Raw genomic sequence first — 25,893 nt, forward strand, 5'->3', positions numbered from 1 at the left:
TCCATCTTTGCTGATTGTGGTGTCGATGCCGGTATCTGTTAGCGGCGCCTGCAGCCTAATTGCCGAATTTATCGACCGCCGCCCGCAATTCAGGCCGCGAGCTCGCGTACTCGATGAGGTCGGCGCCGGCAAGCGCCGCTTCCCACCCCTGCTGCATGCTGCGCACCCCCGCCGTGACGCCATGCGGATGCGCCATGATGCCGCCGCCCGCCATATGCAGCAAATCGACGGTGCCGGTCGCCGCATAGGTGGTGATGGCCGAGCCGGCCCACTGCGCGGACGACACCGCCGGCATCACCGTATAGCCGCCGAACATCGGCGTGAGGCAGTCCTTGATCGACTGCGTCACCTCTTCGTTTGCCTGATAAAACTTGCTGTCGATTCCGCCGACATGCAGATGGTCGACGCCGGCGAGACGCGCGAGCTTCTGGTACGCGGTAAAGCCCACGCCGAGCAGCGGGCAGCGCGACAGCGCGCCGATCGTCGCGCGATGGCCGTGAATCGGCAGTGCGCTATGACGGCGCAGCCACGCCACGCCCGCGAAGCCGATGCTGTTGACCGCCACCATCACGCAATTGCCGCCGTGTTCGAGCACGAGGTCGTGGCCGCGCCGCAGTTCATCGATGTCGCCGGTGATGTTGAACGCGTACATGACCTTCTTGCCGGTCTCGTCCGCCGCGCGTTCGATCTCGTCCATCACCGCGGCGACCCGTTCGGCGAGCGGCGCATACGGTGGGTTGCCGCATAGTTCATCATCCTTGATGAAGTCGAGACCCGCCAGCGCCAGTTCGCGCACCCGAACGCGCAACTCCTGCGTCGAGAGACCGATGCTCGGTTTGACGATCGTGCCGATCAACGGGCGGTCGTACACATCGACCAGTTTGCGCGTGCCTTCGATGCCGAAGGCCGGCCCCGGATAACGTGCGCCGAACGCATCGGGCAGATCGAGGTCGAGCAGCCTCAGGCCGGACAGTTGCTGCAATTCATACAGATTGCCCGCGACGGTGGTGAACAGGTTCGGCAGCGACGGCCCGAAGTTGTGTAGTGGAAAAGAGATCGCGATCTCGCCGCGTTGGTAACGTACCGGGCCTGACGAGCGCGCCGGCGTGCAGCCGGGGAGTGCCGGCGCATCGACCGTTTCGAGCGGCGTGATGCTGACGACTTGCGCGCCAAAGCGCTTCTTGAGTTCGACGGTTTCGCCCGGCACTGTAACGAAGGTGCCGCTCGACTGTTCGCCGGCGATCAGCTCGGCCACTTGTCCGAGAGGGTATGGCGATTCGACGAGATAACGGGCTACGACGCGATCTTGGCTCATGATGCGATTCCCGTTGCTACGCCAGGCGGGCGCAGGCGCGCCTCGATGTCAGGCATGGTGTTCTCCTTGGTCCGGTTGCGAAAAGCTTTGCATGACTTGCGATCAGTCTAGGATCCGCGTAGCAGGCAGACAATCGAATTTTTTTCGGCAAGCCGTGAGAAAAACGCAATACAGATGGTTAGAATAACTGACGAGATTCATTTCGATTTCGACAGTTCGTTTTCCATCGCCTACTCCCATTCCCAATGTCAGTGCTTCGTCCATCGCTAAACGCCCTTAGAGCCTTTGAAGCTTCCGTCAGGCTCGGCAGCATGACGCTTGCCGCCAACGAACTGGGGGTGACGCCCGGCGCCGTTAGCCGCCACATTCAATCGCTCGAAACGATTTTCTCGATCACGCTGCTCAAGCGCCTCGGACAGTCGGTCGAACCGACGTCCGAAGGCAGGCGGCTTGCGGTCAGCCTGTCCGAAGGATTTCAACTGATCAACGCGAGCGTGCAGCAGTTGCAGCCCGGCCCGCTGACCGTGTCGTGTTCCGCAACGATCATGATGTACTGGCTGATTCCGCGGCTTGCGCGGTTCAAGCAGGCGTATCCGGATGTCGAAGTGCTGCTGAACGTCAACTACGGGCCGCTCGATCTCGCGCGCGAGGAGGTCAGCGTCGCGATCCGCAACGACATGCTCGCTCCGCCGCAGGACGTGATCGTCAAGCATCTGATGAAGGAAGAGACGGGACTTGTCTGCGCGCCTGGGTTCTTCGAAAAGCACGGTCAGCGTGGCCTCGACGATCTCCTGAAAATGCGCATTCTGGCCACCAAGACGCGGCCGCGGGCATGGCGCGACTGGCTTGCGCGCGTGGGGCGGCAGGATCTCGACGTGATGCCGCACGACGTCTACGAACATTTCTATCTGATGATCCAGGCGGCGTCGTGCGGGCTTGGCATCGCGATCGCTCCGCGCATGATGGTCGAGGAGGAGATCGGCTCGGGGCGGCTCGTCGCGCCGTATGGCTTTGAAGAAGGGGAGTACAACATCGTGTTGTGGATCGCGCCCAGCCTGCGCTCGTCGAAAGACCTGCAGGCGCTCGTCGCGTGGCTGCGCAAGGAAGGCGCCGGCGACACCGCGCCGATGAACGGCACGGGCTCGCATTAGAGGAATCCGACTGAGAACCACGGCACGGCCGTGACGACGGCGATGCCTACGAGGAGCGCCGCCAGATACGGCCAGATCTTGCGCATCGCGCTCGACGGATCCACGCCGCCGATCACACAGGCCGAGTAGTAACCGACACCGAACGGTGGTGCGAACAGCCCGATCCCCATCGAAAGGACCACAACGATCGCGTAGTGAACTTCGCTGATGCCCATTGTGCGCGCGATCGGAAATAGCAGCGGTCCGAACAGCACCACCGCCGGAATGCCTTCGAGCACGCTGCCGAGCACGATGAACGCGACCACCGACACCGCAAGAAAGGTCGGCGCGCCGCCGGGCAGCGCCGCCATCGCAGCGGCGAGTTCGATCGAGAATCCCGATTGCGTCAGCGCCCACGCCATCGCCGTCGCCGTGCCGATGATCAGCAGAATCGAGCCCGACAGTGCGGCTGTCTGGATCATCATTGGCCGCATCCGGCGCCATTCGAACTTGCGATAGATGAGCAAGCCGACGATCAGTGAATACATCACGCCGACCGTAGACACTTCAGTCGCGGTCGCCACGCCTTCCACCACCGCGCCGCGAATCACCACGGGCAGCGCAAGCGCCGGTAGCGCAATCACGAAGGTCTTCAGAAGACGCCGCACGTCAATGCGGCCCACCGTGTCGGGCGCGTGCTTGCGGTGCCGATACCACACCACCGCGCACAGCGCGAGGCCTAGCGCGATCGCCGGCATCAGGCCGCCGGTGAAAAGCGCGGTAATCGATACTCCGGTAACCGAACCAATCGTGATCAGCACAATGCCAGGTGGAATCGTCTCGGTTTGCGCGCCGGTCGCGGCCAGCAACGCAACCAGTTCGCCCGGATCCGAGCCGCGCCGCTTCATCTCGGGAAACAGAACCGGCGCGACCGCTGCCATATCGGCGACTTTTGAACCCGAAATTCCTGACAGCAGATACATTGCGCCGACGAGCGCATACGACAGCCCGCCGCGAACCGGACCCAGCGCCTGCGCGAGAAAATTGACGAGCGCGGCGGCGATGCCGGTCATCTCCATCAGATAACCGAGGAACACGAAGAGCGGCACGGCCAGCAAGATCGGATGCGACATGCCTTCATCCATCCGGCCCACCACCACGGTCAGCGGCACGCTGGTCGTCAGCGCCAGATAGGCGAACGTCGCGATACCGAACGTGAACGCGATCGGTACGCCGGAAAAGATACCGATCGCGACGATGACGACGAAGAAGATCACCAGATTCACGTTGCCGAGATTCTCGAACACCGGCTGAAGCGCATATAGTGCGCCGGCGAGCAACGCGACGCCCATGATCGCCAGCAGCACCGTGCGCCGCTTCGCCACCTGCGCGAGCTGAATCACGCTCGATATCACCAGCAGCACGGCGCCGACCGGCAGCGCGGCGGCTCGCCATACCGTCGAAATCTGCAGCGCGGGAGACGTAACGTCGATTGCATCTTTCGCGTAACTCCATGTCGGTTGCACGATCAGCAGCAGGAACACGAGTGCGGCGGCGATCGCGAATACATCGAGCATCGCGCGCAGCGTGGGCGACGCACGGTCGACCAGCACCGTCATCCGCATGTGGTTGCCGCGCCAGAAGGCGATAACCGCGCCCAGCATCGCGAGCCACAGAAACAGGAGCGAGCCGAGTTCATCCGACCAGTCGAGCGGATGCTGGAATATATAGCGCGCGACGACGCCGCCGAACAGAATCACCGTCTCCACGGCGACCAGCAGCGCCGCAGCGCTTTCGATGGTCCAGACCAGTGCCGCGCGGGCTTTCGCCAGCCCCGTTTCGACGTCTTGCGAGGGTTCGGCGGTCATCGTCAGATTGTGTCTCATGGTCAAGTCTCGTGATTGCTTCCCGTCATGTTCCCGGACGCCGCGCAAGGGCGGCGCCGGGGCCGTGCTCAGGCGAGCTTGCCCACGGTCTGTTCGAGCAGGCTCCATGCTTTTGGATCGAACTGCTGCCGCCAGTCCTTGTAGAACGACGTCTTGCTGAGCGCGGCGCGGAACGCCTGCTGATCCACGTCGATGAATTGCAGGCCCTTCGCCCCCAGACTGCTGCGCAAGCTCACGCTGCTAGCCGCGATATCGCTGCGCTGATCGCCGATCGAGCGGTTGAACTCATCGGTGACGATCGTGCGCACCGCGGGCGGAAGCTTCATCCACGCGCGCTGATTGCCGAGCAGCCAGAAGCCGTCCCAGATGTGATTGGTGAAGCTGCAGTATTTCTGAACCTCGTACAGCTTGCCGGAGTTGATGATCGCGAGCGGGTTCTCTTCGCCGTCCACGATGTGTGTTTGCAGCGAGGTGTACAGATCCGAGTAGTTGATCGGTGTGGGGCCGGCGTGGAATGCATTGAACAGCATCGTGTAGGCCGGTGTCGGCGGCACGCGCAGCTTGAAGCCGGTGAGATCGGCGGGCAGTCTGATCGGCCGCGACGACGACGTGACCTGGCGGAAGCCGTTGTCCCACATGCGTGCGACCGCGACAATCGTGCCGGTCTTGTTGATGTCGTCGCGGATGTAGTCGCCGAGCGCACCGTCCACGGCGGCCCATACGTGCGAGTAGTCGCTGAATGCGAAGCCGGTGCTGAGGATGCCGGACGATCGCACATAGTTGCCCAGGTTGCCATGCCCGAGGACCATGAATTCGACTGCACCGGTGCGCGTCTGCGTCAGCGTGTCGGCGTCGGAGCCGAGCACGTTGGAGGGGAACAGTTTGATCTCGACCTGGCCGTGCGTCGCTTCGCGGATGCGGCCAAACGCCTCGCTCGCGCGCACGTTCAACGGATGGTCGCCTTGCAGCGCAGTCGCGAACTTGTAGTTGAATTCTGCGGCTCTCACCCCTTTGGGCAGAATGCCGAAGAGCGGCAACGCCAGTGCACTCCTGATCAGCGTCCGGCGTGTAGTTTTGCTTTGCGACAGGCGTGCGTGCGCCTTCACTTTCGTGGCTTGCATGTCTCCTCCGGTTATGGGCAGTGCCCTTATGTTCTGGTGGTGAAGATCTCCTCGTCGCGGTATTCGTCCGCGTTTGTCTATTTTTGATTCTAGGGGCGACGTGATTGCATCCCTAACGAGTTTTTATTCGCTTCTGCTTGAGGAAAACTCAAACCTGAGAAGCCGTCGCCGGCTTCAGCCAACGCCGCTCCCGCCTCGGCGCTGCTGCTAAAAGTGTTGACACATTGTATTATAGTGTCTGTAAAGTATTTAATAGTGAATACACTTAGCCCGACCTAAGTCAGATGTGGGTCGGGTCGACATTTGGAGGAGAGATGGACCCGATACAACCCCGCGTGGCCGCGGCAGCCGCAATCGACGTCGAAGAGATCGCACCGGCCGTCGCGCGAGTCGCGATTGCAAACCCGCCGCTGAATGTGCTGACTCAGGCGGTGCGCCGGGAGCTCGGCATTTTTTTTGCCGGAGCGCAGGAGCGGCGCGACTTGCGCTGTGTGATTTTTGGCAGCGGAGAACGCGCGTTCTCCGCGGGCGCCGACCTGCGTGAATTTCCGCTGCGCTTCGACGCAACGGTCGCGCGCGCGCACGGCGAGAACGCGCATCGGATGATGCGCGCGCTGGTCGAACTCGACATTCCGGCGATCGCGTCGATTCGCGGCTTTTGCATGGGCGGCGGCTTCGAACTCGCACTCGGTTGCACGTTCCGGCTTGCCGCACGCAACGCGGTGTTCGCATTACCGGAGATCGACCGCGGCGTGTGGCCGGGTACCGGCGGCATCGCGCTGCTGACGCGTCTGATCGGGCCGGTAGCAGCGAAGAAAATGCTGTACGGCGGCCAGCGGATCGACGCCGGGCAGGCGCTGGTGCTCGGCATCGTCGATGAAATCGTCGATAACGATGCGCTCGATCAACGCGCGCTCGAACTTGCGTCGCTGTATGCGTCGAAGCCGGGGCAGTCGGTGCGAACCATCACGAGTCTCGCCGATCATGAATTCCGTAGTGCCTTCCGGCGTCACCTCGAAGTCGAACTCGAAGCGTTCGTGCTGGCCTATCAGTCGCACGATGCGGCCGAAGGCAATCAGGCGTTCTTCGAAAAGCGTGCACCGCTCTGGCGTCATCGTTAGCGAACAAACGGCGCCGCGAGCTGTGCTCGAGGCGCCGTGTTGAACCGCTGCAGCCAATGCCAGACCGATCGCGGCTTCGACGATTCCGGCGGATACCGCGATTGCCGTATTGCTGCCTTAGGCGGCGCGTCGTCGAGCTGGCGCGACCCGCCGTCAGGCGAGCGGATGCGTGTACTTCTCGAGCAGCGACCACGCCTCGTCGCCGTACTGCTTCCGGTATTGCTGGTAGAACCCGGCCTTTTGCAGCACGGCGCGGAACGGCGCGATATCCGGCTTGTTGAAAACCATGCCCTGCGACTTCAGCCTGGTTTGCAGCGTCGCGTCCAGCGCGGCGACGTCGGCGCGCTGGTTCATCGCCGCGGCGTTCACATGTTTTGCGACGATCGCCTGCATATCCGGCGGCAGCTTGTGCCACGAGCGCTCGTTCGCCAGGAACCAGAAGCCGCTCCAGATGTGGTTGGTCAAAGAGCAGTACTTCTGCACTTCATAGAAGCGCGAGGTTTCGATCAGCGTCAGCGCGTTCTCTTCAGCATCGACCACCTTCGTCTGCATGGCCGAATAGGCTTCGTTGAAGTTGACGCTGGTCGGCGCCGCGCCGAGCGCCTTGAACAGCGCCGTCCACAGCGGGCTCACCGGAACGCGGATTTTCAGGCCCTTCAGGTCGGCCGGCGTATTGATCGGCCTGAGTGAACTCGTCACCTGCCGGAAGCCGTTATCCCACGTCTTGTCCATCGCCACGAGGCCGACCCTGGAGATCGCGTTGCGAATGTATTTGCCGAGGTCGCCGTCCATCGCGGCCCATACCTCGTTGTAATCGTTGAACGCAAAACCGACGCCGTTGATCCCCGCGACCGGCACGAGCGACGACATGATGTCGCCGCCTTCGGTCAGGAAATCGATCGCGCCGGAACGCACCTGCGACAACATATCGGTGTCGCTTCCCATCTGGCTGTTCGGGAAGATCTGCAAATCGATGCGGCCGTTACTTTCCTTGCTGATCGCAGCCGCGGCTTCTTTCGCACGCACGTTCATCGGATGCGAAAGCGGCATGTTGTTCGCGTACTTCAGCTTGTATTGCGCGCTCTGTGCAAACGACGAGCGCGGTGTGAGCAATGCGCCGGCGCCTGCCACGGCGATTGACACGGCACCGGACCTCTGCAGGAAGGCACGGCGTGAAAGGTGGTTCATCTTGTCTCCGTTCTGGAAGTGAGCGCATTGTTCCGCGGGCCGATGAAGCCGCACGATGCAAGGCGAAGGGTTTCGTTTTATTGTCTACACATACTTTAAAAGTGTTGACACATTTGTGTCAAGGTGTTGTTATTAAAAAAGACAATGCAGACAGTCAAGACAAGAAAACGGAGCCGCGGATGAACTTGTAACGAACGGCCGTGCCGGCGTTCAGCCATCGAACTTAGTATCCCGAAGGTCCAACTTTTCCTGCGACAGGGCGCGCCGCGCCTTGCCGCTTGTCCTGTTGCGCGCGCCGTTTCAAGGCATGCGCAACATCCACCTCCGTCCAACAACAAGTGAAAGGAGACTCAGCAGTGAATCAGCTTCTGAACGCATCACCGAAACGCCCTCCTGGGCACGCAGCGTCGGCGCACGCGCCGGCAGGCCGGATGCTCACGCGCACGCTCTGTGCGCTCGCGGCCACGGCCGCTGCCACGGCGGCGGGCAGCACCTATGCGCAAAGCAGCGTCACGCTATACGGGATCATCGATGACGGGGTCAACTACACGAGCAACGTGCAGACGAGCCCGGGCAACGGCCATCAGCAGTACGGGATGTTGAGCGGCGTGCTGAGCGGCAGCCGCTGGGGCCTGCGCGGCAACGAAGATCTCGGCGGAGGCTTCAGCGGCCTGTTCGTGCTGGAGAATGGGTTCGACGTCAACAGCGGCAAGCTGGGCCAGGGCTCGCTCGAGTTCGGCCGCCAGGCGTTCGTCGGCGTCTCGACGCCGTACGGCACGCTTACAGCCGGCCGTCAATACGATCCGATGATCGATTACGTCCATCCGCTCACCTCGGGCGCGATGTTCGCCGGCAATCTCGGCGCGCATCCGGGCGACCTCGACAACCTGAACAATACGAACCGCGTGAACAATTCGGTCAAGTATCAGACCGCGAACTATGCTGGCTTTTCGGCCGAGGGCATGTATAGCTTCGGCGGCGTACCGGGCAGCATTGGGGCGAATCAGATCTATTCGATCGGCGCCGGTTATACGCACGGCCCGCTGAATCTCGGCGTCGCTTATCTGAACGCGCACAATCCGAACGCGTCGTTCTTCGGCACCGCGGTGGGCGCGACGGCGGCTAGCAACAACCTGGGCAGCTCGCCGGTGATCAACGGCTACGCGTCGGCCCAAAGCGAAGCGGTGCTGACGGCCGGTGCGACCTACACGATCGGCGCGGCGATGCTGAACGCCGTCTATGCGAACACCCACTACAACAGCCTGAGCGGCGTTGTATCGGTATTGAACCCGGCCGGCCTGAGGGGCACGGCGACGTTCAACAGCGCGGAACTCGGCTTGCAGTACCAACTGACGCCCGCGCTGTCGCTGGCGGCCGCTTACACCTATACCGACGGCGGCACGACGAGCCGTGCGACTTATCAGCAAGGCGCGGTGAGCGCCGACTATGTGCTGTCAAAACGCACAGACGTGTATCTGCTCGGCGTGTTGCAGCATGCGTCGGGCGTCGATTCGACGGGACGCGCAGCGCGCGCGGCGATCAACGGGCTGTCGCCTTCGTCGAGCAACCAGCAGGCAACCGTGCGGTTTGCAATCCGTCACAAGTTCTGACGCGTTGAACGGCGTGCCGCACCTGTTGCATCGGCTGAGGAAAATTTAGCACTGCGACGTGTGACGGCCGCCGGCCTGATAACGAAGTGACTCCGCGCCTGCGGCGCGGAGCGGCATGTAAAGAGGCGCAGGGCCGGCCTCTTCGCGGGCGGCAGTTCAACTGCGCCGCGTTCAAGATTGCGCGTAATGCTGTTCGATCCCTTGCGCGAGTTGCGTGACGAGCCGCGTCATCGCGACCTGGGTCCGCCATGCGACATGAGGCGTCACGATCAGATCGGTGCGGGGGTTGGACAGCAGAGGATGATTGGCTGCGGGCGGTTCCTGTTCGAGCACGTCGAGCGCGGCATTCGCGATCAGCTTGCGGTCGAGCGCCTCGATCAACGCCGCTTCGTCGACGATTCCGCCGCGCGCGGTATTCACGAGCGACGCGCTGCGCTTCATCCGCTCGAACTCGGCGATACCGAACAGATGCCGCGTTTCGTCGGTCAGCGGGCAATGCAGGCTGATCGTATCGGCCTCGCGCAGCACCTGGTCGAATGCGATGTAACCGTCGCGCACCGCGCTCGCGCGCTTGCGCTCCGCGAACAGCACGCGCATGCCGAACGCGCTGGCCAGTTCGGCGAGGCGCTTGCCGCCGTGACCCGCACCGACGATGCCGAGCGTCGAGCCGTACAGATCCTCCAGCGGGTGCAATTCGGCATAGAAGGTGGGTGAGCCGCTCCAGCCGCCCGCATGAACGTCGCGCCAGTAGGGCACCAGATTGCGACGCAGCGCGAGCATCAGCGCGAACGCGTGCTCGGGCACGGAAATCGTCGAATAGCCGGGGCATGCGACCACCCCAATGCCGCGCTTGCGGCACGTTTCGAGATCCAGATGGTTGAGGCCGGCGGCCGGCACGCCGATGAGTTCCAGTTGCGGTAATTGCGCAAGCGCGTCGCCCGGCAATGGCACCTTGTTGGTCACCACGATCTGCGCGTCGCGGCAGCGTTCCACAACCTGTTCCGGTGTGGTGCAAGGATATTCGATCCAACGATGGGGAAACGGAAAATCCGGCAGATCGACGGACAGCGTCGCGCGATCAAGAAAGACGATGGTCCTCAACTACGACTCCAGTGGGGATGAGACGGAGGCGCGCCTTGCGCGCGCCGGTTGTTATATGTCTGTCTGCTCAACGATCCGACTCGCTCGTGGACACGGTATCGAGCATGCGTTTCTTGCCGGTCTGCACGTGATTCTCGAACGCTTGCGCGGCGGCATCCGCGTGACCCGTGCGTAGCGCGTTGAACAGGTCGTGGTGCTCCTTCGCCGAGCGCTGCATCTGCGTATACGAGTAGACCCCTTTGTGCAGATACAGCGTCAGTTCTTCCTCGACGGCCTGATTGATCTTGATGAGCCGCGGATTCTTCGTCGCTTTCATCAACTGGCTGTGAAACTCGGTGTTCAGCGCCTGATATTCGGGCGTGTCGCGCGCGGCGACCGCTGCGTCCATGCTGTCGATCAGCGCGGACAGCGAGCGTTCCTCTTCGGCGGTCAGGCGCAGCGCCGCAAGCCGGCCAGCCGTGCGCGCCAGACCGGCACGGATTTCGTAAAGATCCATCGCTTCCTCGAGCGACAGCCGCCGCACCTCGGCGCCGCGATTCGGCACGATGCGTACAAGCCCAGCCTGTTCGAGCGCGCGTAGCGCTTCACGAGCGGAATTGCGGCCGACGCCGATATGCTGCGCGAGCGCCTGTTCGTTGACCCGCTCTCCGGGCCGCAATTCACCACGCTGGATCATCCCGCGCACCTGGTCGCGGATTTCGTCGAGTTTCGAAGCGATCACCTCGGGGGCACGCGCATTGGCCTTGCCGTTTACAACGCCGGTCGTGTCGGTTTTCATGTGAATCGCCTTCCTCATTGCCATTGTTGCCTCTATTTTTGCATAGCATTTATCGGAGAAAGCCAACCGACACCCACGGCACCGCGACGATGACGATCAGCGCGGCCGCAAGCGCTCCCAGGTAAGGCCAGACTCGCCGCATCGCCACGCCCGGATCCACCTTGCTGACCGCGCACGCGGCGTAAAAGCCAAGCCCGAGCGGCGGCGCGAAGAGTCCGAGCCCCATCGCGAAGACCACGACCATCGCGTAGTGCACCTCCGAAATTCCGATTGCGCGGGCAATCGGAAAGAGCAGCGGTCCGAACAGCACGATAGCCGGAATCCCTTCGAGAAAGCTACCGAGAATCACAAAGGTGACTGCCGAAATCGCCAGAAAGCCGAGTTTGCCGCCCGACCACGCCACCATCAGCGACGCGAGCTGCGCCGAAAAACCGGACTGCGTAAGCGCCCAGCCCATTGCCGTTGCGGAGCCGATGATGATCAGGATAGCGCCCGACAGCGATGCGGTCTCCACCAGAATCGGGTACAGCCGGCTCCACTCGAAGCGGCGGTACAGCAGCAGCCCGACCACGCACGTGTAAGCGACGCCGATCGTCGCCACTTCGGTCGCGGTCGCGACACCTTCGACGACCGCCGCGCGAATCACGAACGGCAGCGCGAGCGACGGCACCGCGATCAGCAGCGAGCGCCCGATCTCGGCACGCGACGCGCGCTGCACGCCCTGCAGGCGCTCCTTGCGGCTTTTGAACCAGATCACGCCCGCAAGCGCAACCGCACCGACCACCGCCGGCATGAAGCCGCCGGTAAAGAGCGCGGCAATCGACACGCCCGTGACCGAGCCGATCGTAATCAGCACGAGGCTCGGCGGGATCGTCTCCGACATCGCCGCGGCGGCGCTCAGCATTGCCACCAGATCGCCTTCGTTCGCGCCGCGCTTTTTCATTTCGGGGAAGAGTCCCGGCGCGAGCGCGGCCATGTCGGCCACTTTCGATCCGGAGATCCCCGACACCAGATACATCGCGCCGATTAGCACGTACGCGAGACCGCCGCGCTTGTGGCCGATCAGCGACGCGAGAAAACGGATCATCGCTTCCGCGAGACCCATCGCTTCCATCAGCGCGCCCAGCAGAACGAAGAGCGGTACTGCGAGCAGGATCAGGCTCGACATGCCCTGGTTCATGGTGCTGACGACGATGGTGAGCGGGGCGCCGGTGACGGTCGCGAGATACGCGAGCGTGCAGACGCCGAACGCGACCATGATAGGCACGCCAAGACAGATGATCGTGACAAGTCCGACTACGAAAAACAGTATCAGGCTCGCGGCCGTCAGCGGCGCGAGCGTGCTGCTCGCAAAATACAGCACTACCGCGAGGCCGCCGACGATCGCAAGCGACGCAGCGCAGTCGCGCAGCGTCGCGCGTCCGAGCAGCCGCGTGACGGCAAGCGCGAGCATCAGCACGGAGCCGACCGGAATCGCCGCTGCCGGGATCGCATTCGGCAGCCCGAGCGCCGGTGTCGTGATGATCCACTCGTTCATCGCCCAGTCGGTTGCAGGGCCGACCAGCAGCAGCACGAACGTCGCTACGATGAAGTTGCCGAAGGTTTCCGCGAAGCGGCGCGCCGGCGGAGACATCCGTGCGACAAATATTGACAACCGCATGTGTTCGCCGCGCCGCAGCGCGATCACAGCGCCGAGCATAGACAACCAGATGAACAGCATCGACGCGAGTTCGTCGCCCCAGACCAGCGGGTTCTCGAGCACGTAGCGGCAAAACACGTTGCTGAGCAGCAGGATCACTTCGGCCACCAGCAGAATCGCCGCCGGCACTTCGGTGCTCCACTTGATGACGCTTTCCAGCCTGCCGCCAAGGCGCGTGACCTTCGACGGGGAAGTGCGGCTGCCGGAAGAGGGGCCGCTCATATCGGCGGCGAACGGCTGCTCGGGATGCACTTGGGATGTCATGACATGTCTCCTGAAACGCTGTGACGGCTCGACTTCATGCGAGCTTCTGTGTGTACTTCTCGAGCAGCGACCACGCCTCGTCGCCATACGCCTTGCGCCATTGCCCGTAAAAGCCGGACTTTTTCAGCACGGCGCGAAACGGCTGCGTATCGGGCTGGTTGAACACCATGCCGTGCGACTTGAGACTGGTTTCGAGCTGCCCGTTCATCGCGGCGATATCGGCGCGTTCGGCCACCGCCGCCGCGTTCAGATGTTTTGCGACGATCGTCTGCAGATCGAGCGGCAGGTTGCCCCACGAGCGCGCGTTGCCGAGGAACCAGAAACCGTCCCAGATGTGGCGCGTCAGCGAGCAGTATTTCTGCACTTCAAAAAAACGCCCGGTCTCGATCAGCGCGAGCGGATTTTCCTCGGCATCTACTACCTTGGTCTGCAGCGCCGAATACGCTTCGCTGAAGTTCACGCTGGTGGGGGCTGAATCGAACGCCTTGAACATCGAGGTCCACAGTGGACTGACCGGCACGCGGATCTTTAGGCCCTTCAGGTCCGCCGGCGTCTGCACCGGCTTCACCGAGCTCGTGATATGGCGAAAGCCGTTGTCCCACGGCTTGTCCATCGCGACGAGGCCGACCTTCGAGATTGCCTGGCGGATATGCGCGCCGAGCTCGCCGTCCATCGCCGCCCAGACCTGGTTGTAGTCGTTGAACGCGAAGCCGATGCCGTTGATCGCCGAGACCGGCGCCAGCGTCGACAGCACGACGCCGCCTTGCGTCAGGAAGTCGATCGCGCCCGAGCGGACCTGCGACAGCATGTCGGTGTCAGAGCCCATCTGGCCATTCGGGAAGATCTGCAGTTCGACGCGGCCGTTGGTGTCCTTCCTGATGGCGTCGGCCGCCTGTTTCGCGCGGATGTTCAGCGGATGCGCGACCGCGAGGTTGTGCGCGTATTTCAGCTTGTACTGAGCGGTCTGCGCCCGCGCGACGGGGGCCAGCACGCTGCTGCCGGCCACGGCGGCCGATGCCGCGCCGAGCGTGCGCAGGAAGCTGCGTCGGTCATATGCACTCATGTGTCTCTCTCCATGTAAGGAAGCGCTACGTAGGGGGACGCAGTCGGCAACGCCGCTGCGTTCTTATGGATGGCCTGAGTCCGAGTCGGTCATTTGCATGCGATCATCATCAATTCGCTGACACTCACTTTAAAAGTGTTGACACTTTTGTGTCAAGATGTTGTTATAAGAAAAAGCGTGCGGACAACAACGAAGGCCGCGTCGGCACCCGCCGGCAGCAGGCGCGTCCAGAGAAGCCGCTCTATAAACCCCTTCAGGAGGCAGCATGGAATTGCAGAACCACTACCGCGACCACGGCATGTTGATCGGCGGCCGCTGGTACGCCGCGTCGGCGGAAAATGGGCAGATTTCGGTCAATCCGGCCACCGAGGCCGAACTCGGACACACCCCGCTCGCCACGAAGCAACAGGTCGTGGAGGCTATCGAAGCGGCCGTGTGTGGCTCCGCTGCGATGCGCAAGTTCACGCCTTGGGAGCGCTCGGCGCTGTTGCGGCGTGCGGGCGCGCTGATTCGCGAGCGTGCGGCGCAGATTGGCCGCATCGTCGCGCTCGAAACCGGCAAGCCGATCGCGCAGGCGACCGGTGAAGCGAATGCAGCCGCGGAATCGATCGACTGGTTCGCCGACGAAGCGCGGCGCGTATTCGGCATGTCGTACGAAGGGCGCGTGAAGGGCGGCCGTTACCTGGTGCACTACGAGCCGCTCGGCGTGGTTGCGGCGTTCACGCCGTGGAATTTCCCGCTGCTGCTGCTGGCGCGCAAGATGGGGCCGGCGCTTGCCGCCGGCAACGCGATCGTGATCCGGCCGTCGAACGAGGCCGCCGGCGCGACGATGGCGCTGGTGCGCTGCTTTACCGACGCTGGATTTCCCGAAGGCGCGGTCAACCTCGTGATCGGCAAGCCGGATGTGATCACGCCAGTAATCATGGCGGACTCGCGTGTCGCAAAGATCAGCTTCACCGGCTCGGTGCCGGTCGGCCGGCAGATCGTCGAGATGTCGGCGCAAACGCTGAAGAAGGTCACGATGGAACTGGGCGGCCACGCACCCGTGATCGTGCACCGCGACGCGGATATCGCCGCTTTCGCGCAGCTCGCGTCGCTCGGCAAGTTCCGCAATGCGGGCCAGGTGTGCGCATCGCCGACGCGCTTCTACGTGCACGAATCGATCTTCGATCAGACGGTCGCGGCGCTCGTCGAACGGTCGAAAGCGCTGCGCGTCGGCGACCCGCTCGAGCAGAACACCGACCTCGGCCCGCTCACCACCGCAAAACGGCGTATCGCGATTGAACGGCTCGTCGACGAAGCAGCGAGCAGCGGCGCGCAGATCCTGTGCGGCGGCCGCCGCCCCGCGCAATTCGGCCGCGGCTGGTTCTATGAGCCGACGCTGGTCGCGAATCCCGCTCCCCACGTCGGCCTGATGAATGACGAGCCGTTCGGCCCGGTCGGCACACTGACGCCGTTCTCGACGATGGACGAAGTGATCGGCGAAGCGAACCGTCTGCCGTTTGCGCTCGCCGCGTACGTGTTCACGCGCTCCATGCGCAATACGCTCGAAACCACCGAGCGCCTGCAGGCGGGTGTGATCGGCGTCAACACATTCGTTGCGTCGACCGCCGAAAGCCCATTCGGCGGCAGCAAGGACAGCGGCTTCGGACGCGAAGGCGGCCCGCACGCGATCCGCGATTACCTCGATACCAAATTCATCAACCTGGAACCGGCACAGGACGCCTCGCTGGAATCCGCGAACGGCGCTGCGTAAGAGCCCCTGCACGCTGACCTTCCCATTCGATCCGAACGGAAACCCACATGAAAAGCATCAAGAATCACGCGAAGGCGCAACTCGCCGCCGGCGAACTCGCGCTCGGCATGGGCCTGCGCCAGGCCCGCACCGTCGATATCGCGCAGATCGCAAAGGCGAGCGGTTACGACTGGCTGTTCATCGACATGGAACACAACTCGATGGACATCGACACCGCCGCGCAGATCTGCGCGGGCGCGCTGGTCGGAGGTGTCACGCCGATCATCCGGGTGCCGAGCCACGAGCCATTTCACGCGACGCGCCTGCTCGACACGGGCGCGATGGGCATCGTCGTGCCGCACGTGAGCACTGCCGCCCAGGCTGGGCATGTCGCGAACATGTGCCGCTTCCCGCCTGCGGGAGGCCGCTCGATTCCCGGCATGCTGCCACAGGTCGGCTTCGAAGCGTTGCCGATCGCCGACGTCGTGCACGCGATCAACGATGAAGTGCTGGTCGTCGTGATGATCGAAACGCGCGAGGGGCTTGAAAACGTCGAGGAGATCGCGGCGGTGCCCGGCATCGACGTGCTGCTCGTCGGCGCGACCGATCTCGCTGCGGACCTCGGCATCACGGGACAGCTTGGCCATCCGCGCATCGGCGCGGCGATCGACGCGGTGTGCGCTGCATGCGCGCGGCACGGCAAGGTGCCCGGCGTCGGCGGCGTGTACGACGAAGCGCTGATGACCGCCTATGTGCAAAAGGGGGCGCGCTTCATCCTGTCGGGCTCGGACCTCGCGTTTTTGATGGCCGGCGCGAAATCCCGTTCGAGCATGCTACGTTCGATTGCACTTGACGAAATCGACCAGCACAAAGCCTGATGATTTCTCTGGAGGAGACACCGTGAATCAGGAATACGCAAGCCAGCTCGTCAATCGGCGCGACCTGAAGCCGTATCTGAATGCCGATCAGTTCGAATTTCGCGACTCGATCCATCGCGTGCTAACGCGTCATGCGTCGCCCGAGTACATCCGCGAATGCGATGAAGCCAAGCGCTTTCCGCAAGAACTCGTCGAAGTCGCCGCGCAGCAGGGCTGGTTCGGCCTCACGCTGCCCGAGCAGTACGGCGGCATCGGCGGCTATCTCGACATGGCGGCTTATCTCGAGATCGTCGCATACCACACGATCGCGCTCGCGCGCTTCTGGAACGCGAACGTCAACATGGTGGGCGGCGCGCTGTCGCGCTTCGCCTCCGACGACATCAAGGCCCAAGTGCTGCCGAAGCTCGCTGCCGGCAAGGCGTGGCTCGCGTTCGCGCTAAGCGAGAACGGCTCGGGCTCCGACGCCGCGTCGCTCGCATCCCGTGCGGTCGCGCAGGGCGACGACTTCGTGATCGACGGCACCAAGATGTGGATTTCCGGCGCGCTGCAGGCCGACTACATCCTGACCGCCGTGCGCACCAATCCCGATGCGAAGAAGCACGACGGTATCAGCCTCTTTCTGGTGCCGAAGGAATCGAAGGGCCTGACGATCAATCCGATCGACCTGCTCGGCGGCCATGCGATCCGCACCTGCGAGGTCGTGTACGACGGCGTGCGCGTGTCGAAGGACCGGCTGGTCGGCGGTCTGCATGTGGGCTGGAAGAAGCTCACGACAGTGCTGTCGAAGGAGCGTATCGCGTTGTCGGCGATGTGCGTCGGCGGAGCGCAGGCGGCGATCGATCTGGCGCGCTGGTACGCGAACGACCGCAAGCAGTTCGGCCAGTCGATCATCGATTTCCAGGCCGTCTCGCATTTGCTCGCCGACATGCAGACGCGCGTCGACGCGGCCCGCATGCTCGCGTTTCGCGCGGCAAAGCTGCTCGACGAAGGCGAGACGTGCGACGTGGAATCGTCGCAGGCGAAGTATTTCGCCTCGGACACGTACGTGCAGGTCGCAACCGACGGTATCCAGATCATGGGCGCAAACGGCTATTCCGCCGAGTACGCGATGCAGCGTCATTTTCGCGAAGCCAAGATGTTCCAGATCTTTGGCGGCACCAATCAAATCCAGCGCAACATCGTGGCACGCGCGCTGAAGTCATAAGCGGAGACGGATGTGACTCTGGTTCAGACATTCGAGAAGTTGGGTTTTGGCGTCGATACGGCGCGCGCCGATGTGGTAGTGGTCGGTGGCGGCGGCGCGGCGTCGCGCGCGGCGGTGTCCGCGGCGAAGGCGGGCGCGAGCGTGCTCGTGCTCGCGAAGGCGCCGGTGGGCAGCGGCGGCAGCACCGTGCACGGCGCGAGTGAAATCATGAGCATGGGCGCGTCGGGCTACGGCAGCGCGGCGGACAGCCCGACCGTCCACTACGAAGACACGATGAGGCCGGCAGGCGGCTTCGTCGATCGCGACCTCGTGCGCGTGCTGGCTGAAGACGCGCCCGCACGGATTGCCGATCTGATCGCGATGGGCGTGCCGTTCGATCGCAGCGACGACGGCTACAAGCTGATCCGCAGCGACTTCGGCAGTTATGCACGCGCGCTCGGCGTGAAAGGCAAGACCGGCAAGGCGTTCGTCAACGCACTTGCGGACGAAGCGAAGAAATTGGGCGTCGCGACGCGTCATTCAGTTGCGCTGATCGACCTGCTGCGCGATGCAGGCGGACGCGTGAGCGGAGTGGTCGGCTTCGATCTGAATTCGCAGCGGCTGCTCGTCGTCACGGCGGGCGCGGTCGTGCTCGGCACGGGTGGCGCGCATGGACTGTTCTCGCAACAGGTGTCGACCGCCGAAATGACCGGCGACGGCCAGGCGATCTGCTTTCGCCACGGCGCGGAACTCGTCAACATGGAGTTCCATCAGTTCGGCCCAGCGATGGTTCATCCGTACGTGCAGCTCTTCAGCAAATCGTGCTTCATCCTGCATCCGAAGATGCTCAATCGCGACGGTCATGAATTCCTTGCCGACTATCTGCCCGCGGGTGTCACGCCCGAAGCAGTGATGGACGAGAAGGTATTCCCATTCACGATCTCGAATGAATCGCGCTATGTCGATATCGCCATTGCGTCCGAGATCGCGCAAGGCCGCGGCACGCCGCGCGGCGCGGTGCAGTTTTCGTTCGCCGACATTCCGGAGGAGCGGCTCGCTGCGACGATCCCGAACACGCTGCGCTGGATGCGTGCGAAGGGGCTCGATCCGAAGCGCGATCTGCTCGACGTCGGCATCGCGTTCCAGTGCCTGAACGGCGGCGTGCGGATGACCGATACGAATGCGATGTCGACCATCGAAGGACTCTTCGTGATCGGCGAACTCGCGGGCGGCGTGCGCGGACCGGACCGTCCTGGTGGCAATTCGCTCGCGGAAGGCCAGGTGTTCGGCCATCGCGCGGGTGCGGGCGCGGCTGCGTTCGCCTCGCAAAGCGCGGCGCCGGGCGTCGCGGATGGGGCGCCGCTCGCCGCGCGACTCGAGATCGCGCTGAAGCCAAATGCCGGTTTCGACGCGCAACGTATCGCGACCGAATTGCGCCATTCGATGCAGGAAAATTGCCTCGTCGAGAAGACCGAGGCGGGTCTGAAACGCGCGCTCGCCGCCGCTCAACAGAGCCGCGAGCAATTCGCGGCGGGCGGCAACGCGAGCCCTGCTGATGTGCTCGATGCGCTCACCATCGAGAACATGGCGACCAGCGCCGAAGTGATCGTCGCGGCGTGTCTCGAGCGGCGCGAATCGCGCAGCAGCCACTACCGCACCGAGTGCCCCGATCGCGACGACGCGCACTTCGGCCACGCGCTGACGATCACGCGCGGCGCCGACGATCTGTCCCGCCTCCGCTTCGACGCGCTTGATTATCCGCGAGCGGAATTCGCCGACCAACCAATTTCGCAGGCAGCTCGTCATGGATAAGAAACCAGTTGGCCCGTTCTCGGGCTATCGCATTCTCGACCTGACCGTGATGACGGCGGGTCCCGTCGGCACGGTGCTGCTCGGCGACCTCGGGGCCGACGTGATCAAGATCGAGGAACCGCGCGCGGGCGATCTGGCGCGCAGCCTCGGCAACCAGTTCGTCGAGGGCGAGAGCGTGCAGTTCCTCTCGCAGAATCGCAACAAGCGCAGCATACGGTTGGACCTGAAGTCGGGGGAAGGGCGCGAGGCGTTCCTGCGAATGGCTGAACAGGCGGACGTGGTGGTCGAGAATTTCCGCCCGGGGACGGTCGAGCGTCTCGGCATTGGTTATGAAGCGGTGAAGGCGCGCAATCCGCGGATCCTCTACGCGAGCGTGTCCGCGTTCGGACAGAGCGGTCCCTATGCCGGCTGGCCCGCGAACGATCCGATCGTGCAGGCGACGGCCGGTCTGATGGACATGACGGGCGAGGCGGGCGGCGATCCGGTGCGTCTCGGCGTGCCGCTGCCCGACTTCGGCGCGGCCGCGCTGCTCGCGTTCGGCATCTCGGCGGCGCTGTTGCATCGCGAACGGCACGGCGAAGGACAGCGTATCGACACGTCGTTGCTGTCGGCGGCCCTCTTCAGCACGATTCCGCGCGACGGCGAGACACTGCGCAGCGGCAAGGCGCCCGAGCGCCTCGGCAGCGGCCATCCGACGATGGTGCCGTATCGTAACTATCGCGGCTCCGATGGCCGGCATTTCTTCGCGGCGTGTTTCACCGAAAAATTCTGGCAGAACCTGTGCCGCGCGTTGCGGCGCGAAGACCTGCTGACCGACGCGCGCTTTATCGGCAACACCGCCCGCACCGCGCATCGCCATGCGCTCGACAAGATTCTCGAAGAGGCGTTCGCGACGCACACGGCCGAACATTGGGTCGCGCATCTGAGCGCCGCCGACGTCCCGTGCGCGATGGTGCAGGATTACCACACGGCGTTGACGCAGGATCCGCAGATCCGCCACAACCACACTGTGATCGAGATCGAGCATCCGCGTGTGGGCACCGTCACGAACATCGCTAGCCCGGTGAATTTTCACGGCAGCCCGGCGACCTATCGCAGGCCGCCGCCGGTGCTCGGCGAACACACGTCCGAAGTGCTTACCGAGTTCGGTTTCAGCGACGAAGAGATCGCCGCACTCGAAAGCCGACGTGTGGCCGACGCGGGGGTAGGCTCATGAAAACCTACGCGACGGACTATGTGATCGTCGGCGCCGGCACGGCGGGTTGCGTGCTCGCGAACCGTCTGACTGAAGATCCGAACGTTAAGGTGATCCTGATCGAGGCGGGCGAGCGCGACCGGCATCCGTACATTCACGTTCCGGCGGGGTTCGTGCGGCTCCTCGACCATCCGGGCGTAACGTGGCGTTACCGCACCCAGGGCAGCGAGCAGACCGGAGGGCGTGAGATCCTGTTTCCGCGCGGCCGGGGGCTCGGCGGATCGAGCGCGATCAACGGGCTGCTATATGTGCGGCCGTTTGCCGAGGATATCGACGCATGGGAACGCGCGGGCGCAAGCGGCTGGAACTTCGACAACTGCCTGCCGTACTACAGCCGCTCGGAGACGTGGACAGAAGGGCGTAGTCCGCAACGCGGCACTCAGGGTCCGATTCGCGTGAGCCGCGTGCAGAATCCGCCGGAAATCTGCGGCTCGATCGTGCGCGCCGCGAAGCAGGCGGGCCTCGAGTTCGTCGACGACCCCAATAGCACGACGCACGGCCCGTCGGTGTTCTATTACCAGCAGACCCGCGACGGACGGCGCCGCTCGAGCGCCGCGCGCGGTTATCTGCGGCCCGTGATGGCACGTCCGAATCTGACTGTGCTGACCGGCCTTCAGGTGACGTCGCTCGCGGGCAGCGGCGCGCAGGTGACGGGCGTCAGCGCCGTCACAAGTAGTGGCGAAAACGTCCAGATTCGCGCGGCGCATGAGGTGATCCTGAGCGCGGGGGTAATCGGCACGCCGAAGCTGCTGGAACTGAGCGGCATCGGCGATAGCGACGTGCTCGATAACGCCGGCATCCGCACGCGGGTCTCGCTGCCGGGCGTCGGTGCGAACCTTCAGGATCACTACGTGGTCCGGCTGGGCTTTCGCGTGCGAGGTGCGCAGACGGCGAACGAACGGTCGCACGGTCTCGCGCTCGCGCGCGAAATGATGCGCTACGTGGTGAGCGGCAGCGGGGTGCTGACCTATAGCGCCGCGATTGTCGGCGGTTTTGGGCAGACGCCGCTCGCGAAGCGGCCGGACGTGCAGTACGTGATGGCGCCGGGCAGCTTTGCGGCGGGGCGCATCGGCGTGCTCGAGTCGGAGCCGGGCGTGTCGTGCGGAGTCTGGCAGATGCGGCCCGAGAGCCGCGGCCACGTGCATATCCGCAGCAGCGACGCGAGCGTCGCGCCGGTGATCGCGCCCGAGTATCTGAGTCATGAACTCGATCGTGCGACGGTCGTCGAGGGACTGAAATTCGGCCGGAAGATTTTTGCGCAGCCGGAGATCGCGCGCTACATCGTTGACGAAACCGTGCCCGGGCGCGCGGCTGCAACCGACGAGCAACTGCTGCAATACGCGCGCGACAACGGTTCGACGGTGTATCACGCGGTCGGCACTTGCCGGATGGGCGACGACGCGATGAGTGTGGTCGATGCGAATCTACGCGTGCGCGGGATGACGGGCTTACGGATCGTCGACGCGTCGGTGATGCCGTCGATTACGTCGACCAACACCAATGCGACCGTGCTGATGCTCGCGGAGCGCGCGGCGGAGATCATTCTGCGAGGCGCGAAGCAGGCACAGGCGGCAATGGAAAAGTGAGGGCAACGGGAGACGGCCGCGAGATTTACGGCGCCATCGCGGAAGATCGGCTGCTTTTTCCAGCAGGAAGTGGTTTGCGCAATCGACGATCCGACAGAGATCCTCTATCGCGGAATGCAGGCGCGCATGGGGAAAAGGAGTCGCAGGGCCGCTGTCCGTGTGGAGTAGTACTTTATACGTAAATCTATCCGCTCGGATGTTGCTATCGCTCGGTACCAGGACACCTCGACGGCGGATAAGGCTAACTCTGCCGGTCTCCAGCAGGTGGGTGACGAAGGCGTGCCGCAGTGAATGCGGCGCGATGCGTTTCTGGATACAGCTACGCGGCGACCAAGCCGACGCGCCGCAACTTCATGTATTCCATAATCGTATAGATAAAGCATTATTCTTCATTGTAAAGGAATGGCGATCGTCGCTAGTATGAAGAGTCCTGGCTGGCCCCCGCGTGAACCCCGACAGGCGCACGGCGTCCGTACGCCGCGTCGCCGCGCTGGGCCAACGCGGAAAGGCCGAACCAACCATTCACTGATACGCAGCGTCGTTGAAGGCGCAGCGAGCGTGTGAGGAGGAGACTCGAACATGAAAATGACCTTTCGCTGGTATGGCGACGCGGACCCCGTGCCGCTCGCTTATATCCGCCAGATCCCCGGCATGGTCGGGGTCGTCTCGGCGATCTATGACGTGCCTGTGGGCGAGGTGTGGCCGATCGACAGGATCCTGTCGCTGAAGGAGAAGATAGAGGCTCACGGCCTGACACTGGAAGTGATAGAAAGCGTGCCGGTGCACGAGGACATCAAGCTCGGCAAACCGACGCGCGACACGCTCATCGCCAACTACGGCCAGACGCTGCGTCACCTCGGCGCCTGCGGCGTGAAGGTGGTCTGCTACAACTTCATGCCGGTTTTCGACTGGACCCGCACCTCGCTGGAAATGCACCTGCCCGATGGATCGACGACGCTCGCGTTCGACACGCAAGCGATCCGCGAGCTCGACGTCAGCCAGGGTATCCAGCTGCCCGGCTGGGACGCGAGCTATCGGCCCGAGCAATTGAAAGCCTTGTTGCGCGACTACGAGGCGCTTGACGAAGCCGGTCTCTGGGCCAATCTCGACTACTTCCTGCGCGCGATCATTCCGGTGGCCAAAGAAGCCGGCATCAAGATGGCGATCCACCCCGACGATCCGCCACGGCCGATTTTCGGGCTGCCGCGCATCGTGAAGAATCGTGCTGACCTGCAGCGCGTGCTGGCTATCGTCGACGATCCCGCCAACGGCCTGACGCTCTGTTCGGGGTCGCTGGGCGCGGACCTGCAGAACGATATTCCGGCACTGGTGCGCGAGTTCGGCGCGCGTGGCCGGATTCATTTTGCACACCTGCGTAACGTGCAAGTCAATGCGGCGGGCGATTTTCATGAGACCTCGCATCGCTCGGCTGACGGCTCGCTCGACATGGCGGAAATCGTCAAAGCCTACTTCGAAACCGGCTTTGAAGGCTATGCCAGGCCCGACCATGGGCGGATGATCTGGGGTGAAACGGGCCGCGCCGGCTATGGGTTGTTCGACCGCGCGTTGGGTGCGGTCTACCTGAACGGCATCTGGGAAGGCCTCGCCAAACATCCGGCTTATCATGCGGCTGAGTAACGCCGCCTTGCCGTCGCTGGCGGCGCGCGCTGCTGGCGAACTCGTCGTTCCCGGCTACGATCGCGCGAACCTTGCACCGGGCATTGTCCATCTGGGCCTCGGGGCGTTTCATCGCGCGCACCAGGCCCTGTACACCGAGCACACGTTGCGCGCTGGCGATCACCGGTGGGGCATCGTCGGCGTGTCGTTGCGGCGTGCGGACACGTCGGAGGCGCTCACTCCGCAAGATCATCTGTATGCCGTGGATGTGCGCGATGGCACCGCGGATTCGTTCCAGGTGGTCGGTGCGCTGATCACTTCGCTGGTCGCGCCGCAGTCGCCCGCCGCCGTGCTCGATGCGATGACCGATCCGCGTTGCCATATCGTCAGCTTGACGATCACCGAGAAAGGCTATTGCCGCAATCCGGCCAGCGGCGCATTGCAGTTCGATCATCCCGACATCGCCCATGATCTGCGCGAGGCCGCCGCGCCGCGAGGCGCGATCGGCTTCGTCGTGCGCGCGCTCGCGCTGCGCCGCGCGGCCGGTTTGGGCCCCTTTACCGTGCTGTCGTGCGACAACCTGCCGTCCAACGGCGACACGATGCGCGCGTTGACGTTGGCGTTCGCGCGCAAAGCGGATCCTCTGCTGGCCGACTGGATCGAGCTAGAGGGCGCATTTCCCAACACGATGGTGGATCGGATCGTGCCGCTCACCACCGACGCCGATCGCATGCGCGTCGCGGAGCAGCTCGGCGCCGACGATGCGTGGCCGGTGATGACCGAGCCGTTTTCGCAATGGGTGATCGAGGACCGCTTCGCGGGACCGCGGCCGGCATGGGAGCGGGCAGGCGCGACGCTCGTAGGTGACGCGCGTCCCTATGAGCAGGCCAAATTGCGGATGTTGAACGGCGCGCATTCGGCGCTCGCGTACCTCGGGTCGCTGATCGGCTATGACACCGTCGATCAGGCGATCGGCGCGCCGGCGGTGCTGAACTTTGTCGAAAGCATGTTGCGCGACGAGGTTGAGCCGACACTGTCGCGACCCGCTTTGGCCACCTATCGTGCTGAACTGTTCGCGCGTTTTCGCAACACCGCGCTCGATCACCGCTTGCAACAGATCGCGACCGACGGCTCGCAGAAATTGCCGCAGCGCTGGCTGGAAAGCGTGCGCGCCAACCTGACAAGTGGCAAGCCGACCGAACGTCTCGCCTTTGCGTTGGCTGGCTGGATCGCGTACCTGAGCGGTCAGGACGAGACAGGCCGCACCTACGCCATCGCGGATCCCCTCGCCGACACACTGACCGAGGCGGTCCGCTCGACCTTGCACGCAGATGCCGTTGATGCGGTAGGAACACTGTTCGAAATCGAGTCGATTTTCGGATGCGATCTGCGTGCACAGCCGCGCTTCGTCGCGCAAGTCGCACGCCATCTGGCGGCGATTCGCGCACAAGGTGTCGTCAAAGCCATGAACGCTTGTACCGCTTCAGGCCATGCACGTAGCCGCAGCGACCGCCGCGTTCTGGCGAGTGGCAGCCCTAAATAACCGGAGGA

Annotated in this window: 19 protein-coding genes; 11 read left to right on the plus strand and 8 right to left on the minus strand. The window is 63.7% G+C overall.

The window, feature by feature from the left end; all coding sequences use genetic code 11:
- Positions 1 to 55: 55 nt before the first annotated feature.
- Entirely contained in the window at positions 56 to 1,315 is a 1,260-nt protein-coding gene (locus PQR53_RS05990; RefSeq protein ID WP_408451651.1) for a ribulose-bisphosphate carboxylase large subunit family protein, read from the minus strand.
- A 245-nt stretch (positions 1,316 to 1,560) separates the two neighbouring features.
- On the opposite strand from PQR53_RS05990, the gene PQR53_RS05995 reads away from it, so the two are divergent.
- Positions 1,561 to 2,466 (plus strand): LysR substrate-binding domain-containing protein, encoded by a 906-nt coding sequence (locus PQR53_RS05995; RefSeq protein ID WP_408451652.1) that lies wholly within the window; start codon positions 1,561 to 1,563, stop codon positions 2,464 to 2,466.
- On the opposite strand, the gene PQR53_RS06000 is transcribed toward PQR53_RS05995, so the two are convergent.
- Both PQR53_RS06000 and PQR53_RS06005 read right to left on the minus strand, forming a co-directional pair.
- Positions 2,463 to 4,331: a TRAP transporter large permease gene (locus PQR53_RS06000; RefSeq protein ID WP_408451653.1), complete on the minus strand. Its 1,869-nt coding sequence runs from the start codon at positions 4,329 to 4,331 to the stop codon at positions 2,463 to 2,465. The two genes, PQR53_RS05995 and PQR53_RS06000, sit on opposite strands and share 4 nt — an antisense overlap.
- A 68-nt stretch (positions 4,332 to 4,399) precedes the next feature.
- Positions 4,400 to 5,452 carry a TRAP transporter substrate-binding protein gene (locus PQR53_RS06005; protein WP_408451654.1) on the minus strand — a complete coding sequence of 351 codons (1,053 nt, stop codon included), beginning with the start codon at positions 5,450 to 5,452 and terminating at the stop codon, positions 4,400 to 4,402.
- Between the two features lie 314 nt (positions 5,453 to 5,766).
- On the opposite strand from PQR53_RS06005, the gene PQR53_RS06010 reads away from it, so the two are divergent.
- Positions 5,767 to 6,573 (plus strand): enoyl-CoA hydratase/isomerase family protein, encoded by an 807-nt coding sequence (locus tag PQR53_RS06010; RefSeq protein WP_408451655.1) that lies wholly within the window; start codon positions 5,767 to 5,769, stop codon positions 6,571 to 6,573.
- Between the two features lie 153 nt (positions 6,574 to 6,726).
- Here the strand turns inward: PQR53_RS06010 and PQR53_RS06015 are convergent, their stop codons facing one another.
- A complete protein-coding gene (locus PQR53_RS06015) occupies positions 6,727 to 7,761 on the minus strand; it encodes a TRAP transporter substrate-binding protein (RefSeq protein WP_408451656.1) in 1,035 nt (344 codons plus the stop codon).
- A gap of 431 nt (positions 7,762 to 8,192) precedes the next feature.
- Between PQR53_RS06015 and PQR53_RS06020 the strand changes: the two genes are divergently transcribed.
- Positions 8,193 to 9,371, plus strand: a complete 1,179-nt coding sequence (locus tag PQR53_RS06020) for a porin (protein ID WP_408451696.1) — start codon at positions 8,193 to 8,195, stop codon at positions 9,369 to 9,371.
- A gap of 171 nt (positions 9,372 to 9,542) precedes the next feature.
- Here the strand turns inward: PQR53_RS06020 and PQR53_RS06025 are convergent, their stop codons facing one another.
- The 4 genes from PQR53_RS06025 to PQR53_RS06040 all read right to left on the minus strand — a co-directional run bounded on the left by PQR53_RS06025 (position 9,543) and on the right by PQR53_RS06040 (position 14,276).
- The gene (locus PQR53_RS06025; RefSeq protein ID WP_408451657.1) at positions 9,543 to 10,472 is read right to left on the minus strand and encodes a D-2-hydroxyacid dehydrogenase; all 930 of its coding nucleotides are present in this window, start codon (positions 10,470 to 10,472) and stop codon (positions 9,543 to 9,545) included.
- A 67-nt stretch (positions 10,473 to 10,539) separates the two neighbouring features.
- Positions 10,540 to 11,250: a GntR family transcriptional regulator gene (locus PQR53_RS06030; RefSeq protein WP_408451658.1), complete on the minus strand. Its 711-nt coding sequence runs from the start codon at positions 11,248 to 11,250 to the stop codon at positions 10,540 to 10,542.
- Positions 11,251 to 11,299: 49 nt separating this feature from the next.
- Positions 11,300 to 13,213 (minus strand): TRAP transporter large permease, encoded by a 1,914-nt coding sequence (locus tag PQR53_RS06035; RefSeq protein ID WP_408451659.1) that lies wholly within the window; start codon positions 13,211 to 13,213, stop codon positions 11,300 to 11,302.
- Positions 13,214 to 13,247: 34 nt separating this feature from the next.
- Positions 13,248 to 14,276: a TRAP transporter substrate-binding protein gene (locus PQR53_RS06040; RefSeq protein WP_408451660.1), complete on the minus strand. Its 1,029-nt coding sequence runs from the start codon at positions 14,274 to 14,276 to the stop codon at positions 13,248 to 13,250.
- Positions 14,277 to 14,541: 265 nt separating this feature from the next.
- On the opposite strand from PQR53_RS06040, the gene PQR53_RS06045 reads away from it, so the two are divergent.
- The 8 genes from PQR53_RS06045 to PQR53_RS06080 all read left to right on the plus strand — a co-directional run bounded on the left by PQR53_RS06045 (position 14,542) and on the right by PQR53_RS06080 (position 25,885).
- Positions 14,542 to 16,032, plus strand: coding sequence for an NAD-dependent succinate-semialdehyde dehydrogenase (locus PQR53_RS06045; protein ID WP_408451661.1), 1,491 nt, complete (start codon positions 14,542 to 14,544; stop codon positions 16,030 to 16,032).
- Between the two features lie 47 nt (positions 16,033 to 16,079).
- Positions 16,080 to 16,889 carry an HpcH/HpaI aldolase family protein gene (locus tag PQR53_RS06050; RefSeq protein WP_408451662.1) on the plus strand — a complete coding sequence of 270 codons (810 nt, stop codon included), beginning with the start codon at positions 16,080 to 16,082 and terminating at the stop codon, positions 16,887 to 16,889.
- Positions 16,890 to 16,911: 22 nt separating this feature from the next.
- Positions 16,912 to 18,093 (plus strand): acyl-CoA dehydrogenase family protein, encoded by a 1,182-nt coding sequence (locus PQR53_RS06055; RefSeq protein WP_408451663.1) that lies wholly within the window; start codon positions 16,912 to 16,914, stop codon positions 18,091 to 18,093.
- 12 nt (positions 18,094 to 18,105) lie between these two features.
- Positions 18,106 to 19,884, plus strand: a complete 1,779-nt coding sequence (locus tag PQR53_RS06060; protein ID WP_408451664.1) for an FAD-binding protein — start codon at positions 18,106 to 18,108, stop codon at positions 19,882 to 19,884.
- Positions 19,877 to 21,100, plus strand: coding sequence for a CaiB/BaiF CoA transferase family protein (locus tag PQR53_RS06065; RefSeq protein ID WP_408451665.1), 1,224 nt, complete (start codon positions 19,877 to 19,879; stop codon positions 21,098 to 21,100). Before PQR53_RS06060 ends, PQR53_RS06065 begins: the two co-directional genes overlap by 8 nt.
- A complete protein-coding gene (locus tag PQR53_RS06070; protein ID WP_408451666.1) occupies positions 21,097 to 22,725 on the plus strand; it encodes a GMC family oxidoreductase in 1,629 nt (542 codons plus the stop codon). The genes PQR53_RS06065 and PQR53_RS06070 overlap by 4 nt, the downstream gene beginning before the upstream one ends.
- Before the next feature lie 579 nt (positions 22,726 to 23,304).
- On the plus strand, positions 23,305 to 24,363 hold the full coding sequence (gene uxuA, locus PQR53_RS06075) for a mannonate dehydratase (RefSeq protein WP_408451667.1): 1,059 nt from the start codon (positions 23,305 to 23,307) through the stop codon (positions 24,361 to 24,363).
- Positions 24,350 to 25,885: a mannitol dehydrogenase family protein gene (locus PQR53_RS06080; protein ID WP_408451668.1), complete on the plus strand. Its 1,536-nt coding sequence runs from the start codon at positions 24,350 to 24,352 to the stop codon at positions 25,883 to 25,885. The genes uxuA and PQR53_RS06080 overlap by 14 nt, the downstream gene beginning before the upstream one ends.
- Positions 25,886 to 25,893 lie beyond the last annotated feature (8 nt).

The sequence above is a fragment of the Paraburkholderia fungorum genome (genome assembly GCF_046027605.1).
Taxonomy (GTDB): Bacteria; Pseudomonadota; Gammaproteobacteria; order Burkholderiales; family Burkholderiaceae; genus Paraburkholderia; species Paraburkholderia fungorum_F.